The sequence below is a fragment of the Jeotgalibaca ciconiae genome (assembly GCF_003955755.1).
In the GTDB taxonomy this organism is placed as follows: domain Bacteria; phylum Bacillota; class Bacilli; order Lactobacillales; family Aerococcaceae; genus Jeotgalibaca; species Jeotgalibaca ciconiae.
Window position 1 is genome coordinate 1,574,539 of sequence record NZ_CP034465.1, and the last position, 14,973, is coordinate 1,589,511.

At 37.8% G+C, this 14,973-nt stretch carries 14 protein-coding genes and 2 riboswitches; of the genes, 7 read left to right on the forward strand and 7 right to left on the reverse strand.

The genetic code is table 11. The features are described from left to right. Nucleotides 1-198: 198 nt before the first annotated feature. Nucleotides 199-4,383 (forward strand): bacterial Ig-like domain-containing protein, encoded by a 4,185-nt coding sequence (locus EJN90_RS07475; protein WP_126109943.1) that lies wholly within the window; start codon nucleotides 199-201, stop codon nucleotides 4,381-4,383. A gap of 123 nt (nucleotides 4,384-4,506) precedes the next feature. Here EJN90_RS07475 and EJN90_RS07480 read toward each other — a convergent pair whose 3' ends face one another. Continuing rightward, nucleotides 4,507-5,190 carry a YjjG family noncanonical pyrimidine nucleotidase gene (locus EJN90_RS07480; protein ID WP_126109945.1) on the reverse strand — a complete coding sequence of 228 codons (684 nt, stop codon included), beginning with the start codon at nucleotides 5,188-5,190 and terminating at the stop codon, nucleotides 4,507-4,509. A 162-nt stretch (nucleotides 5,191-5,352) separates the two neighbouring features. Here EJN90_RS07480 and EJN90_RS07485 point away from each other — a divergent pair, with 162 nt between their 5' ends. After that, the gene (locus tag EJN90_RS07485) at nucleotides 5,353-6,039 is read left to right on the forward strand and encodes a class A sortase (protein WP_164544034.1); all 687 of its coding nucleotides are present in this window, start codon (nucleotides 5,353-5,355) and stop codon (nucleotides 6,037-6,039) included. A gap of 254 nt (nucleotides 6,040-6,293) precedes the next feature. Here EJN90_RS07485 and thiE read toward each other — a convergent pair whose 3' ends face one another. From thiE to EJN90_RS07505, 4 genes are all read right to left on the reverse strand, one after another. Next, the gene (gene thiE / locus EJN90_RS07490) at nucleotides 6,294-6,920 is read right to left on the reverse strand and encodes a thiamine phosphate synthase (protein WP_126109949.1); all 627 of its coding nucleotides are present in this window, start codon (nucleotides 6,918-6,920) and stop codon (nucleotides 6,294-6,296) included. Beyond that, complete coding sequence (gene thiM, locus EJN90_RS07495; RefSeq protein WP_227872466.1) at nucleotides 6,910-7,728, reverse strand: hydroxyethylthiazole kinase; 819 nt, start codon at nucleotides 7,726-7,728, stop codon at nucleotides 6,910-6,912. Before thiM ends, thiE begins: the two co-directional genes overlap by 11 nt. Beyond that, entirely contained in the window at nucleotides 7,728-8,540 is an 813-nt protein-coding gene (thiD, locus tag EJN90_RS07500; protein WP_126109950.1) for a bifunctional hydroxymethylpyrimidine kinase/phosphomethylpyrimidine kinase, read from the reverse strand. The genes thiM and thiD overlap by 1 nt, the downstream gene beginning before the upstream one ends. A gap of 71 nt (nucleotides 8,541-8,611) precedes the next feature. Beyond that, nucleotides 8,612-8,711, reverse strand: a riboswitch (TPP riboswitch). Nucleotides 8,712-8,772: 61 nt separating this feature from the next. Next, nucleotides 8,773-8,870, reverse strand: a riboswitch (TPP riboswitch). 87 nt (nucleotides 8,871-8,957) lie between these two features. Further along, complete coding sequence (locus EJN90_RS07505) at nucleotides 8,958-9,407, reverse strand: VanZ family protein (protein ID WP_126109952.1); 450 nt, start codon at nucleotides 9,405-9,407, stop codon at nucleotides 8,958-8,960. A 118-nt stretch (nucleotides 9,408-9,525) separates the two neighbouring features. On the opposite strand from EJN90_RS07505, the gene EJN90_RS07510 reads away from it, so the two are divergent. The 3 genes from EJN90_RS07510 to EJN90_RS07520 are packed head-to-tail and all read left to right on the forward strand — an operon-like array spanning nucleotide 9,526 to nucleotide 10,714. Beyond that, on the forward strand, nucleotides 9,526-9,828 hold the full coding sequence (locus tag EJN90_RS07510; RefSeq protein ID WP_227872467.1) for a thioredoxin family protein: 303 nt from the start codon (nucleotides 9,526-9,528) through the stop codon (nucleotides 9,826-9,828). Between the two features lie 16 nt (nucleotides 9,829-9,844). Then, nucleotides 9,845-10,108, forward strand: coding sequence for a DUF6718 family protein (locus EJN90_RS07515; protein WP_126109956.1), 264 nt, complete (start codon nucleotides 9,845-9,847; stop codon nucleotides 10,106-10,108). After that, on the forward strand, nucleotides 10,109-10,714 hold the full coding sequence (locus EJN90_RS07520; protein WP_126109958.1) for a Maf family protein: 606 nt from the start codon (nucleotides 10,109-10,111) through the stop codon (nucleotides 10,712-10,714). A gap of 75 nt (nucleotides 10,715-10,789) precedes the next feature. Here the strand turns inward: EJN90_RS07520 and EJN90_RS07525 are convergent, their stop codons facing one another. Beyond that, a complete protein-coding gene (locus EJN90_RS07525; protein WP_126109960.1) occupies nucleotides 10,790-11,977 on the reverse strand; it encodes an MFS transporter in 1,188 nt (395 codons plus the stop codon). Between the two features lie 189 nt (nucleotides 11,978-12,166). After that, nucleotides 12,167-12,793 carry a histidine phosphatase family protein gene (locus tag EJN90_RS07530; RefSeq protein WP_126109962.1) on the reverse strand — a complete coding sequence of 209 codons (627 nt, stop codon included), beginning with the start codon at nucleotides 12,791-12,793 and terminating at the stop codon, nucleotides 12,167-12,169. 170 nt (nucleotides 12,794-12,963) lie between these two features. Between EJN90_RS07530 and EJN90_RS07535 the strand changes: the two genes are divergently transcribed. Beyond that, nucleotides 12,964-14,025, forward strand: coding sequence for a DUF871 domain-containing protein (locus EJN90_RS07535; protein WP_126109964.1), 1,062 nt, complete (start codon nucleotides 12,964-12,966; stop codon nucleotides 14,023-14,025). A gap of 3 nt (nucleotides 14,026-14,028) precedes the next feature. Continuing rightward, nucleotides 14,029-14,922: an N-acetylmuramic acid 6-phosphate etherase gene (murQ, locus tag EJN90_RS07540; RefSeq protein ID WP_126109967.1), complete on the forward strand. Its 894-nt coding sequence runs from the start codon at nucleotides 14,029-14,031 to the stop codon at nucleotides 14,920-14,922. The last annotated feature ends 51 nt before the right edge of the window (nucleotides 14,923-14,973 follow it).

The window sequence follows — 14,973 nt, forward strand, 5'->3', positions numbered from 1 at the left end:
CCTGAAATACTTGTAAAAACACCCAGATAACTAATAAGCCTAACAAAGTGATTATAGGTGTAATCATCATCTTCTTTTAAGATTAATACTAAGGATAGTAAGGGCTTACAAATCTCGAGCTATTGAAATTGAAAAGGAGGTGTAATGGTTTTTTCAGGAAAAGGATAAGACAGGCGTGAAATAGAAGGAGGAAACGGATTGAGAATTAAATCTTTGATAAATTGTTCTAAGGTTTCTTTGTCGTTGCTGCTTATTTCTCAAGCATTGTTACCAACTATTGTGCAAGCAGTTGAATTGGAGAGTTCAGAAAACATTTCGGAAACGGAAGGCTTAATGGAGGAAAATGTAACCGATGTCATATCAAGCTATGAAAGAGAACTACCAATTGCCACGATTACGAGTGATTGGAGCGGAACGGTATTTGGTGATGTAGGCGGACAAGACAAGATTGTCCGTGAAAACTTTGAAATAACGGAAAATATGGATGGCACTGTCAAAGTAAAAAGTGCTAATAACCGTGGTAAGATTTCTGGAAGCACCGATGGAATCGCCTATTATTTTCAAGAAATACCTACGAATGCAGATTTTGAATTTCATGCAACCGCCTATGTAGAAAACTTCGATGCCAATAATCAAGTTTCTTTTGGGATTATGTTGCGAGATGAAGTTTATGATTATGTAAATGGAACGGAATACGCAAGTGGTAATCATCTTTCGGTTGGAGCCTTAGATCAAACGATGAAGGCTTTTACAAGAGAGGATGGAAGTTTAAATAAATTACATACATTCGCTGGAGGAAGTCATTCTCCTAATTCTGGACAAAGTTTTGATTTAAGTGTCAAGAAAATGGGTAGTTTGTTTGTTTTGCAAGTGAACGGTGAGGAAAAAATTATGGAGGATTATACAGGAGCAGTTCAATATGCAGGACTGTTTACCTCTCGAAATACAGAAATTATTTATAGTAACCTAGTTCTGAATGTTCAAGAATCAGACGAAAGTCGTTACATAACGGAGCTAGAAGTCGATAGCAGTGAAGTAAAAACCACGTACTTAGTGAATGAAGAATTAGATCTGTCTGCTTTGGAAGTAGCAGCACATTATTCTGATGGAACAACGGAAGTTATAGCTGCAGGAGATTATCTTGTTACAGGTTTTGATAGTAGCGTTGCAGGAACAAATACAATAAAGATTCATTACGGAGGAATATCAACAGAACTAAACCTCAACATTGAAGCTTTAATGGTCACAGATTTACGTATCGTTTATCTTCCAGCCAGAACAGAATATTATTTAGGAGACTCATTTGAAGAAAAGGGCTTGATTGTAGAAGCTGAGTATAACAATGGTGAGATTGCTCGCTTATCTCGTGAACAATATGATATTGAAGTAGCTAGTCTATTAGAAGTGCCGGGTGAGCAGATTGTAACGGTCATTTCAAAGGAAACACCAACTGAAACTGCTCATTTTACAATCCATGTAAATGAAGCCGAGTTGGTTCAAATAGAAATTACTAAAAAGCCTCAAAAAGAACGTTATTTTCTCGGTGAGACGTTAGACTTGGATGGCATGATTGTTTATGCTCATTACCAAGATGGAACTGCTTTACGCTTAATGAGAAATGAATATACGGTTGCAGAACTGGATACAACAACGCCTGGAATAAAAAACCTAACAGTAACACATAAAGGAATGGAGGCTTCTTTCGAATTGCTAGTAAAAGAGAAAGAATTTATTGGAATTGCCGTTCAGGATTATCCAAAAACGACTTATACTGTAGGGGAAGTATTTATTCCTGATGGGCTGACTGTTGTAAAGCAATATGACAATGGGGATACTGAACTGGTAAGCGAAGAGGAATATCAATTGGTTGTTCCTTCTTTCAGCGAAGCAGGGACCTATCGGATTGAAATCCAGCCAAGTGATCCAAGTATTACACCGGTAACTTTGCCTGTTACTATAATTGATGAAGTTAGTTATGAGTGGCACGCAATGCGATTTGGGCAATCAACTTCTAATGAAAAAAATACTGTTACAGTAAACGAAGATGGTACGGTAGATATTGTTGCTTTAGAAGGCGGAGGGAAAGTCACAGGTGATCATGATGGTATCTCCTTCTATTATACGGAGATTGATGCAGCCGAAGACAACTTTGAAATAAGTGCCACCATCGAAGTGATTGAATATGCTAAAAATCCCCACGATGGTCAAGAATCATTTGGTATTATGGCTCGAGATGCTATCGGAAACGCAAATGATTCAAGCGTATTTGCATCAAATATAGCAGCGATTGGCGGATATAGCGGCGGAACACGAGAAACAAATGGCATTCAACTATTCACACGTACTGGTGTTGAATCTTTTGATGGTGCAGGAAGCCAAGGGATTCATAGTGTGATGCTGGATGAACATCGTCCCCTTGGAACCTACCAATTAACATTGGAAAAGACAAACAGTGGTTTTATTGGAAGTGTGAATAATGGAACTGAAGAAATGATTTTTGAACCAGAAATTTTAAATGTTCAAGATTCTAAGATGTATATTGGTTTTTATACAGCACGTTTGGCAACCATTCAAGTAAGTGATATTGATTTTACAGTCACAAAAATGTCAACAGATGCACCAAAAGTTGATCCTCCCGCAATAGCGATTGAACCAGGATTCACATTCACATCGTTACAGAGAACATCTGTAGAGGATTATGAGCTACGATTAAAAGCAAATGTAGATGGAATTTTAACTGTAAAACAAGGGCAAGAAACCATTGCATCAGACATAGAAATACAAGCAGGAGAAGAACCAGCCTTTGCAACTACTTTAACTGATGATTATACGAATTTTAGTGTAACATTCTTGCCTGATGATACACAGTTTCTTACGTCCTATGAAAAAATCGTTAAAAATTTTACTGTTGAAAAACGTACGTATGAAGGAGATATCATCGTTTCACCAGAAGGAGATGCGAATGGAAGTGGAACAATAGAAGATCCACTTGATATTGACACAGCGATTGATTTTGTAAATCCGGGACAAAAAATCATTGTCCAAGACGGTGTGTATTTACGGAATGCACCACTAGAAATCAAAAAATATAATGACGGAACAGAAGAAGCTATGAAGTATCTCTTTGCTGCAAAAGGCGCGAATCCAGTCTTTGACTTTGATCAAAAGACTGAGGGGGGTATATTAAGCGGGGATTATTGGCACATAAAAGGAATTGATTTCCGTCGCAGCGCTGGAAATACAAAGGGCTTTGTTATTGGTGGAAGCCACAATATTATTGAGCTTGCTCAATTTTATGAAAATGGAGATACAGGATTGCAGATTAGCCGAACAGATAATTCTACTAACATTGAGGATTGGCCTTCCTATAACTTAATGTTGAATGTTACTTCCTTCGATAATCGAGACCCATCCGATAATAATGCAGATGGTTTTGCTGCGAAGTTGACCTCAGGTGTAGGAAATGTTTTCCGTGGTGCAATTGCCTACAATAATATCGATGATGGCTGGGACCTTTATACGAAATCAGGAAGCGGAGAAATTGGTGCCGTGCTCATTGAAGATAGTATTGCGTTCAATAATGGCTTTGTATCTTATGAATATGATGGAAGAGGAGACGGGAACGGATTTAAACTTGGCGGTGAAGGAATCCATGTAGAACATACCATTCGAAATAGTTATGCCTTTGGGAACTTGGCTTATGGATTTACTAGCAATAGTAATCCAGGAGTAATCGCGGAGAATAATATCGGCTTTAACAACGGTAGTGGTAATATCAGTTTTACAACGTATCCGCATATACCAACTGACTTCACTATCGATGGTTTCGTTTCTTATCAAAAAGATTTTACTGAGAAAGATAACTATCCAGCTGACCTTGAAGCGGTAAATAATTACTTCTTTGATGGAGAAGTATCAAGAAATAGTAGCGGCGTGCAGCTATCGGACGAGAACTTTGAAAGTTTGGAATTTGTTCCTTATGAGCGTGATGAAGAAGGAAATATTGTTTGGGGAACGTTCTTATCTTTTGTTCCTCCAGTTACTGACAACCCTGAAGAGCCCGAAAATCCAGAAGAAGGGGAGACACCAGAGGGTTCAGAAGACCCAGAAGGTTCAGATCCAATCGAAGAAGATGAAGCAGGACAACCAACTGACTCTACTGACTCGACGGAACAACCAGATGAAACGAATTCAGAAGAAACGAATGAAATAACTGATAAGAATACCGCAAAAGAACAAGATGACCAAATGGAAGAAGCAAAAAATGAAAAACTTCCATACGCAGGTTTGGCTCAAAGCCCATTGAAAGCAATTGGCTTGGCATTCCTAGTAATTGGACTGGGTACTTTATTCTTCACCCAAAAAAGAAAAGCACAAGAATAACTTAACAGCAAAAAAGATGAAGGACTCTTAAGCGGAGTGCTTCATCTTTTTATTATAGACTAGAGTATTATGAGTTCTGCTTTCTATGTCGAGCTGCCAAGGCGGACTTATCCGCTTCTCTAATTAAGCCAAAATCGCATGTAAATCTTGTAGATGCTCTATTTGATAGGTCGGTTCAATGGACGACGGATTCGGTTTTTTATGAGGATTGAACCAGCATGAATCAATCCCGGCAATGTTTCCACCTTTAATGTCAGAAGTAAGTGAGTCTCCTATGATTAAAGCATCATTCAGCGAAAATTGAGGAATGCGGTGAAAGACATAATCAAAGTACTCTTGCATTGGTTTTTGAAAACCAGTGTCTTCTGATACAAACACCTTTTTAAAATAAGGTAATAAACCAGAGTCTGTTAAGCGGCGTTTTTGAGTTTTTGAAACACCATTTGTTACTGCATAGAGCTCATGCGTGTGTTTTAATTGATCCAGAATTTTAATGCTTCCATCAATAAGAAAATGCCCTTCTTCAAGTGCAGCACGGAATTCCTTATCCATTTCGCTGCCAATGACATCTTTTTGATACAAGTTGAAAAAATCTTCAAAACGTTTCCCAAGTAAAATATTTCGCTCAATCTGTCCTTTTTCAAATTGTTCCCAGAGACCAAGATTTATTTCCGAATATTTGAGAATCGCGTCCTCAGATGGTTCCACATCCATTTTTTCTAATAATTTTGTAAACGCATATTTTTCAGCTGCTTTAAAGTCAAGCAGGGTATCATCTATGTCAAAAAGCAAAGTTTTATATTTCATATGTACCTCCCGAATTTTCTATGAAGCATTTTCTCTATTCTATCATCAAACTGTCCTTTTGTTGTGGTATTATTTTAATTAGAAATGAAAATCGGTGCAGCTATTCAAAAAAGGGATCTTCTGAGATCCGTTCAAGCATGTATAAGTAAGGCGGAGGATGTAATGAAATCTCGTAAATGGATAAATGTTTTTGCAATTTTGTTGATTATAGTGGGAGTAGTTTTTCTAATGAGGGGATATTTCGAAAGCTTTTTAATAAAAAAAATGACGAATGATAATCAATTCACCTCAGTGACTGTTGAAGAAGTCCAAAAGAATGAAGAAGTAGAAGGAGAGTTTGATTTTGATCAAACTACTAACTTAAATTTCGAACATATACTTGCGGGATATCAATCGAGAGATAATCTACCGGTGATCGGCGGTTTAGGAATTCCATCGATTCAACTTCAATTACCGATTTTAAAAGGTCTTTCGGAAAGCAATCTTGTGGCGGGAGTAGGAACTATGACTCCTGACCAAAAGATGGGAACAGGAAATTATTCTTTAGCCGGACATAATTATGCACGAACAGGTATTTTATTTAGCGATATTCCCAATACATCCATAGGAGATTTAGTGTACATAACTGATTTGAAAAAAGTTTATGTATATGAAATGAATTATTTGAAAATGGTAACACCTGATCGGGTAGATTTAATAGAAGAAATTCCTGATAGAAAAATGATTACATTGATTACTTGCAGCCTTGATTTAACCATGCGATGGGTTAGCCAAGGAGACTTAGTAGAAGAAGTGGCGATTGAAAATGCGACAGATGAAATGATTGCTGCATTGGGAATGGATTCTTAAAAATAGAAAAAATCGTCGAAGGAAATAGTATTCCTTCGACGATTTTTTGTTACGGATTTCCTTTTTTGGGGTTTATCAGACAAAAGCATCCATTAATATGTGCACTTTCCTTGATAAAAACAGCTTATCAGCTAAAGTCTCGGTTCTTACAGCCTTCTTTCCTTGATAACGAACATATATCAAGGAAAGTTTGTATTTAAATGCTCGGTTTTCCCTGATAAAATCTAGGATTCTTCAAATATAATAAACTGGCCTTATCTGATGAATTGTTCTTTCAATTCTTGAGCTGCTAGAGACACATCGGGACGACTTACAATTGCTGAAACAACGGCTATCCCTTTAATTGGAATATTTTGTAAAGCGGGAATTGTTTTTTTATCGATTCCGCCAATTGCTACAACGGGAATGGGTACTGCCTCACAAATTTCTTGTAGTTCTTCTAACGAAGTATACTGAGCATCGTTTTTGGTATTGGTAGGAAATATAGCCCCTACACCTAGATAATCTGCGCCCATTTCTACAGCAGTTAATGCTTCTTCCAAATTGCTAGCCGACACGCCCATGATTTTTTCAGGACCAATCAGCTGTCGTACGACATCGGCCGGGAGATCACTTTGGCCGACATGGACCCCATCTGCATCAGCAGAAAGAGCGATGTCGACTCGGTCATTGATAATGAAAGGAACACCTAATTCAGAAGTGACTTTCCGTACCCTAACGGCTACATCATAAAAGTCACCAGAAGAAAGTTCTTTTTCACGTAGTTGAACAATGGTACATCCACCTAAAATGGCTTGTTTAACGGACTCCTCAACTGTCTCGGAAGACATCGCTTGTTGGTTTGTTATGACATATAAACTGTAATCAATATTAGATTTCATAAAACAGTGCTCTCCTTGTTAACATTTCCTCATTCATTTTACTGATTGCGTCTTGCAACGATACTCGGAAGCTGCCATTTCCTACTTCCCCAGCTTTCTCAAAAGAAAGTTCGCCTGCAACTCCCATGGTTACTAAAGCTGTAACAGTTGCTTCAAATGTTTTTTCGGCTGCTGCACCACAGTAAGAGCCAATAAGAGAAGAACACATGCAACCTGTTCCAGTAAGCTGGGATAACATGGAATGACCATTTTCGATAGCGACGGTTCGATTACCATCTGAGACAAAGTCAACTTTCCCAGTAATTGCTACAATACAATCCAGTCGAATAGCTAAATCCTGAGCTATTTTTTGAGCATCTGTAGAATTTGTCCAATCATTTTCTGAAGCATCGACTCCTTTTGTTTCCGAATCTAAGCCAGCTAGGAATTTAATCTCGGAAATATTTCCACGAAGAACATTAACTTTTATTTCTTTTAGAAGTTTAGCGGCCGTTTCATTCCGAAAAGAAGAAGCGCCTGCACCTACTGGATCCAGGATAACGGGAATACCTATTTTATTTGCCATTTTTCCGGATTCAATCATGGATGCTACGGTCCTTTTATTGAGGGTTCCCATGTTCAACACTAATCCTGAAGCGATTTGAGTAATTTCTGCGGCTTCTTCTAAAGCATCAGCCATGATGGGAGATGCTCCAATCGCAAGTGTAATATTGGCACAATCGTTTACTGTCACGTAATTGGTTATGTGATGAACCAATGGACTTTGTTCCCGTACTTGATTAATTAGTTGCATATATTTTTCTACCATTATAGTGCCTCCTGTAATCCATTTTTATATACATCATAGAAATGATGGGTTGGACCATTACCTTTTCCAATGTCCAAAGAATGAGTAATGGCAGTAGTGATATACGCTTTTGCTTGCTCAACGGCTTTTTGGACAGGCAGGCCATTGGCAAGGTTGGCCGCAATCGCCGAAGAGTAAGTACAACCTGTCCCGTGAGTGTTTTTTGTTTGAATTCTTGGTGAACTGAAATAGTAAAAATCAGTACCATCAAATAGAATATCAGTCGCTTCGTTTGTATTTTCGCTGTGTCCGCCTTTCATTAATACAGATTGACATCCCATTTCGTGAATAATTTCGGCAGCTTTTTTGATATCTTCTTCATTGCGGATTTCAAAACCCGCCATTTTTTCTGCTTCAGGAATATTAGGAGTCACCATATCTGCTAGTGGGATTACATCGGCAATCAATGTATCGATGGAATCTGGATCCATTAATGCAGCCCCGTTTTTAGCATACATAACAGGATCGATGACGATATTCGACGGCTGCCATTCTTTTAATTTTTTCGCAACTGCCAGCATGCCTTCTCGACAAGCCAGCATCCCAATTTTAACTGCTTCGGGCGGAAGGTCTTCAAATACAGCCTCAATCTGTTTCTCAATGATGTCTGGTTTTACATCTTGTGTTTCAATTACACGAAAGGTGTTCTCAGCAACCACTGAGGTAATGACAGACATTCCAAAAACGCCATGCGCAGAGAACGTTTTTAAATCAGCCTGAATACCAGCTCCTCCGCTACAATCTGATCCAGCAATACTTAATACTTTCTTCATGATATAACCTCCGATATTTTTTGGTCATATACGCAAAAGGAGCGCTTTCTGAAAGAAAGCACCCCTAATAATCCCTTGGATGACTTGCTTCCCTACGTCGGTCTTAACCAACAGGTTCAAAGGGTCAGGTTTTAACCTTCTCAACGCCGAAACGTCCCCCCGCAACATACTCGATTCAATTGTTGTATAAAAATAGAAAAAGTCTTCCCTAAAAAAGGAAGACTTCAAACAATATCGTAGTTTGACTGCTCCCTACGTCGGTCTTAACCAACAGGTTCAAAGGGTCAGGTTTTAACCTTCTCAACGCTAAGCGTCCCCCTGCATATATTATCTACATAGTAACGTACTCTATTGCTTTTATCAATCGGCTTATTGATTCTTTAAGCGAAAGGGTAGTAAGCAAGAGATAATAAGGCTTTATAAACGTTTAAATTTTTGAGTAAAAGCTTGGTAAAGAAGAATTCCAACAGTTGCTCCAGAACTATCAATCAGGACATCTTGTAAACTTGGGCCGCGGCCAGGTACAAAAGATTGATGAAATTCATCACTCATAGCGTAAAGTGCACAAATAAGTAAAGAAAAACCAAATTGTTTTATGCCGGACACTCCATTTAGACGTAAGGCATTAGATGTTAAGATTCCAAGAATGAGATACACACTAAAATGGGCGCCTTTACGAATCAGGAGATGAAGAAAGGACTGATTAACTTCGATAGTAGGTAAGAGAAAATTTATGACTTTCATGATAAAAATTAAAATACTTCCGCTCAAATTTCCAGAATCGGTAGCTTGTTGAGCAGAAAAAGAAAAAATTACTGCCATCCAAGCAATAACCATTCCCCAGCTAAACCATTTTTTCAGTTGCATTATGATTACTCCTTTAGAAACTGTCATCTCTCCTATTATATATCATGTTATAATGGAAGAGTAGAATATTGGAAAGGAAAGTGAATGCAAAATGATATCCTATAAAGAAGCAAAAACAATGGAAGAAGTACAAAGTTTTATAAAGAACCATCATTTTGCGCTTGTTTATATTTCCCGTATTAATTGTAGTGTCTGCCATGCCGTGCTTCCGCAAGTGCAAAATCTTTTAGCAGATTTTCCTGAAATTCAAATGATAAAAGCAGACGCTGATCAAATTCCTACTGTAGCCGGTGAATTCAGTGTATTTACGGTCCCTGCTATCCTTCTTTTCGTAAATGGAAAAGAAATGATACGCAAAGCTCGTTTTGTAGTTATGGGTGAATTAGAACATCAATTAAGACAAATCGTTACAAATTATTAAAATAAGTGGAGGATTTATGACAAAGAAATATTTAGTTGCGAAAACATTTAAGAAGAAAGGCAGTGCAGCGATTTTATTGGAGCAGGTATCGGATTTTCTATCCTATATTCCTGAACTAGAAGGAATGTTTAAGCGAAATGCCGAATTTCTGATTATAAGCAAAGAAGATGAGTTAGAGTTGGATGAGGCATGGCCAGAATACGCACCTTTTCAGCTAGAAGAAAATAAACAGGATTTTGAAAAAGCTTTAAAAGAAAAAACGAGCCGGGAGAAAAAGTGAATGAAGCAATCGATTGTTTTAGCCAGCCAATCTCCGCGCCGCAAAGAATGGTTATCACTTTGTGTCAGCGATTTTTCTGTTATTTCAGCGGATATTGATGAAAAGTCCATCGAGAAGCAAATACTAAAAACGAACAACGAAGAGCCTTTTCTTCTAACTGCAAGTCGTTTAGTAGAAATGTTGGCAGCTGAGAAAGCCCGTGTAATTTTCAAAAAACAACCGATGAGTATTGTCATTGGAGCCGATACAGTGGTCGTGCATGAAAACCGTATTTTAGGTAAACCTCTCGATGAATCACAAGCATATGAAATGCTTCGTTCCTACGCAGGGAAAACTCATTCCGTTGTTACGGGAGTGAGTATCAAAAACTCGGAAAAGGAAATAACTTTTTCAGTCGAAAGCAAAGTGACGTTTTGGGATTGGAACAAACAGATGGAACAAGAAGTTTTTGATTATATTAAAACGGGAAATCCCATGGATAAAGCAGGAGCGTATGGTATCCAAGAGATGCCTAGTTTATGGGTCAAAGAGATTTCTGGTGATTATCCTAATATTGTTGGATTGCCAATCTCTTATGTAAACCGAGCGCTTTATGAATTTGAGTAAGAAAAAGAAGCCAAAGAGCGTGATGAGTAGCGCGCTTTGGCTTCTTTTTGAAAAGTATGTATAGAAGTTTTTGACTCAAGAAGCTTTGGCTTTTTGGTCGCGGTCATATAGAAAAACACAAAGAATCATAAGGCCTAGAGCTACTCCGATTGCTGCCATTCCATAGAAAATTCCGAATTGATCAGATAAAGCTCCCGTTATTGTTGGCATCACAATGGATCCGATACCACCTAATACCAGTAAAATTCCCATAGCCATGGGGTAATCTTTGATAAATCCACCGGTAGCTGCAATCGTAGTTGGATAAATACCCGCCATAGAAAGCCCAAGCCCGAGAATAGCAAATGTAATCATCATTTGATTTCTTGAAGCTAATAAAACAACGAAGAATAGGGTAGTTGTTAATGTTAAAGCATATAGTACGTAGATTCTTGGAAAACGATCACCTATAGCGGAAACTGCTAAACGCCCTAGCAATACACCAACCCACAAGAGGGATGCCAAGAATTGAGAGTACCCAATCGTGAGAATTCCCGAATCCACAAAATATTTAACAAGCCAGCCATTAATGGTTGATTCCCCACAAAGATAGAAAAATAGCGTACCAGCTAAAATCCAGAAAGTCTTTTTCTTCATAAAATCATAGGAAACTACTTTTTTCTTTCTTTCAACAGGTTCTTCAGGCATTTTCATGCGGGAGAAAAAGAAGATAGAGAGTGCTGTAAGAATAATAATAACCACCCCAGCTAGACGCCAGCCATTTACGCCGATTAGGTGAACAGCTCCAATGACTAAGTAAGGAGCCAACAAAGCACCAATTGCAAAAATACTATGCAAGAAACTCAAAGCTGCAGAACTACTATTAGAAATTTCATTTACAATGGAGTTGTTAAAGTTTGAAATACTTCCACGACTCAAACCTGTAAAGAAGAAAGACAGGATAAGTAAGAAGGGATTTCCGGTCGTAATCATCAGTAAAAATCCAGCTGTTACAAAACTACTTAAAAAGATAATGGCTTTTTTTCTGCCCAAATAAATAGGGAGAATTCCAGCAATGAAACTAGCTAGTAAATTTCCAACATAGTGAGAAGATAACAAGGAACCACTTACTGTGTCACTTAAATTATAAGCTTCACTGATGTAAGGTAAAAGGGAGCCCATAATCATTCCGTATAAACCGTTTACAGCGAATACATAATAAACGCATTTCATGATATATTTCTCGTCAGCATTCAAACGTGTATAAAATGATTCATTTTTCAAAGTTATTCCTCCATTTTTTTATAAATAAGAAATGCAGTTTCTTTATAAGAAACAACTTCTATTATACGATACAAAGCGTTTTTCTTCAATAGTATTAAAAGAAAGAAGAGCTGGATTATGTTTCTTACTTAAATGAATAAAAGTCACTGATTCCCTTACTATAGGTCAGTCAGTGACTTTTATTTTGTTTTATTCGTTTAAATGGTCGATATAATTCCATGAATCCAATGAAAATGTATCGCCATCTCTGATTAAACGAGTAATGCTTGTATTTGCCATGGGAGTTTGAGAACGGATATCTTTTAGATCATATCCTGCTAGTGATAATACTGTTGATGTTAAGGTAATGCTGTGGCCGACAAATAGTAAATCAGAATCTGGATATTTTTTAGCATGGTGTAGGATCGATTTTGTTCCTCTTGTAATCAAACTTGTGTATGTCTCTCCTTCAAAAGAAGAGGGATCATAGAGGTGTGGTTCATTTCTTAAATGATAAAAGATTTCTTGATACTTTTCTGCTAAATCTGGGATATATAACCCTTCCCATTTCCCATAACCAAATTCTTTTAACAATGAATCTTCTTCTAATGGAATGGCTTGCTTAAATTGGCTTCGAATTAAACGAGCTGTATGCAGCGCTCGTAACTGAGGGCTGCTAATGATATGAGAAATAGCTTTATCGCTTAAATATTTTCCTGTCTTGATGGCATCTTCTTTACTCTGTTCAAGTAAAGGAGAATCGATATCACCTCCTTGAACATGATCTGCTGCATTCAATTCTGTTTGACCGTGACGAACAAAGTATAAACGTTGCATAATAACCACCTTAAAATTTTATTTTACAAAAAATGAAAAAAATCCCAAAAATAATCTCTTTTTTATTTTCATACATACAAAACGGATTAATTTAAACGTTTAACTTGAAATATAATTTCAAGTTGTTATAATGAAAGTGAAATAAAACGTTTTCAAGGAGGAGGGCTTGTATGTATGGTTTTTCAGTTTTTCTAAATGAAGAAATAAATTCCGATACCATCAGCTATATGAATCAGCTATACCAAAACGGCTTTCGAGGTGTTTTTACATCCATTCATATCCCTGAAGATGATGATAGCAAATATCTTGCTCGTTTACAAAAGCTAGGGGAATTTACAAAAGAAAAACAAATCGAACTCGTAGTAGATATTTCCGGTTCAGCGTTAGAGAAATTAAATGTGTCACTGGATGATGTCACTCCGCTGATGGATATGGGGTTGACGGGTATTCGAATTGATTATGGTGTGGCAATGGAAGATGTCGCTAAGCTTAGTAAGCAGATGAATGTAGTTTTGAATGCAAGTACAATTTCAGAAAACGACATTCAAGAATTAAAAAAGTGTGATGCTGATTTTTCTCGCATGGAAGCATGGCATAATTACTATCCGCGACCAGAGACTGGTTTAGGAAAGCAGGATTTTTGCAAGCAGAATAAATGGCTGAAAAAAGCTGGATTAAAAGTAATGGCATTTGTTCCTGGTGATGAAGAAAAAAGAGGACCTTTGCACGAAGGGCTGCCTACTCTCGAAAAACATCGTGAAAGTCATCCATTGGGGGCAGCTTTAGAATTAGAACAAGATTGTTTTGTAGATAAAGTTTATATTGGAGATCCGAAGGTTAAGGAAGAAACGTTGGAAAAATTCTCTTCTTATTTAAAAAATCAAACGATTTTGTTTCATGCGGTAGCTTTGACGGATGCAGTTGGAAAAGAACGGATATTTGGCAAGCATACGAATCGGATGGATGCTGCGAGGGATGTTATTCGTAGCCAAGAATCACGGCTAAAAAGCAGCGGACCCATGGAAAAAGGAACAATCATGAAACGGTCAATTGGATCAATTACAATCGATAATGATGAGTACGGCAGGTATGCCGGAGAAGTGCAAATCACCAAACGGAGTTTACCGGAAGACGAACGAGTAAATGTAGTAGGCAGAATATCTGAAGATGAATTATCTTTGTTAGAGTATTGTGGTCCGGGCCAAAAATTTGAGATTGTTTGGGAGGAGTAACAAATGAATCTAGATAAATTAACAACTGAAACAAGGAATCCAAAGACATTACGACTGGACGAAATGAGCGTTTCAGAAGTGTTAAAGCAAATGAATGAAGAGGACGCAAAAGTACCCGCTGCTATTTCAGAAGCCTTGCCACAAATTGAGAGAGCAGTCTTGTCCATTGTTGAGTCTTTTGAATCAGATGGGCGCTTGATTTACATGGGTGCTGGGACAAGCGGACGATTAGGTATTTTGGATGCTGCTGAATGTGTACCGACATTTGGTGTTTCGCCGTCAATGGTAATTGGCTTAATTGCTGGCGGAGACAAAGCGATGACAAAAGCAGTAGAAGGTGCGGAAGATTCGAAAGAATTAGGAAAAGAAGATTTGAAGGCACTAGGTTTAACAGAAAAAGACACGGTTGTGGGGATTGCAGCGAGCGGTAGAACACCTTACGTAATCGGCGGATTGGAATATGCGGCTTCTGTAGGTGCAAAGACTGCAACGATTGCATGTAATAAAAATTCAGAAATTAGTAAATACAGCGAAATCCCTATAGAAGTGGATGCAGGACCAGAAGTTTTGACTGGTTCAACAAGGTTAAAAGCAGGTACCGCTCAAAAGTTAATATTAAACATGTTATCGACTTGCTCCATGATCGGAATCGGAAAAGTCTACCAAAACCTAATGGTCGATGTGCAACCAACCAACGAAAAGCTGGAAGAACGATCAAAAAGAATTATTATGCAAGCGACAGATTGTGATTATGAAACTGCTGAGAAAGCATTTGAATCTTCTGGCAAGCAAGTGAAATTGGCAATTGTCATGCTGTTAACAGGCACAAATAAAAAGGAGGCTGAGGAAAGACTGGTTCGAGCAAAAGGATTTATTCATCATACCGTAGAGCAATAGAAATTATGATTTTTTAGCCCGCTATCAACGGATTTTTCTAATAAGAGGAGG

What these genes read in the sequence shown, in the direction of transcription:
- EJN90_RS07480 (WP_126109945.1), bottom strand. Translation starts at nt 5,190, where the DNA reads ATGAAATATAAAACTTTGCTTTTTGACATAGATGATACCCTGCTTGAC.
- EJN90_RS07485 (WP_164544034.1), top strand. Translation starts at nt 5,353, where the DNA reads ATGAAATCTCGTAAATGGATAAATGTTTTTGCAATTTTGTTGATTATA.
- thiE (WP_126109949.1), bottom strand. Translation starts at nt 6,920, where the DNA reads ATGAAATCTAATATTGATTACAGTTTATATGTCATAACAAACCAACAA.
- thiM (WP_227872466.1), bottom strand. Translation starts at nt 7,728, where the DNA reads ATGGTAGAAAAATATATGCAACTAATTAATCAAGTACGGGAACAAAGT.
- thiD (WP_126109950.1), bottom strand. Translation starts at nt 8,540, where the DNA reads ATGAAGAAAGTATTAAGTATTGCTGGATCAGATTGTAGCGGAGGAGCT.
- EJN90_RS07505 (WP_126109952.1), bottom strand. Translation starts at nt 9,407, where the DNA reads ATGCAACTGAAAAAATGGTTTAGCTGGGGAATGGTTATTGCTTGGATG.
- EJN90_RS07510 (WP_227872467.1), top strand. Translation starts at nt 9,526, where the DNA reads ATGGAAGAAGTACAAAGTTTTATAAAGAACCATCATTTTGCGCTTGTT.
- EJN90_RS07515 (WP_126109956.1), top strand. Translation starts at nt 9,845, where the DNA reads ATGACAAAGAAATATTTAGTTGCGAAAACATTTAAGAAGAAAGGCAGT.
- EJN90_RS07520 (WP_126109958.1), top strand. Translation starts at nt 10,109, where the DNA reads ATGAAGCAATCGATTGTTTTAGCCAGCCAATCTCCGCGCCGCAAAGAA.
- EJN90_RS07530 (WP_126109962.1), bottom strand. Translation starts at nt 12,793, where the DNA reads ATGCAACGTTTATACTTTGTTCGTCACGGTCAAACAGAATTGAATGCA.
- EJN90_RS07535 (WP_126109964.1), top strand. Translation starts at nt 12,964, where the DNA reads ATGTATGGTTTTTCAGTTTTTCTAAATGAAGAAATAAATTCCGATACC.
- murQ (WP_126109967.1), top strand. Translation starts at nt 14,029, where the DNA reads ATGAATCTAGATAAATTAACAACTGAAACAAGGAATCCAAAGACATTA.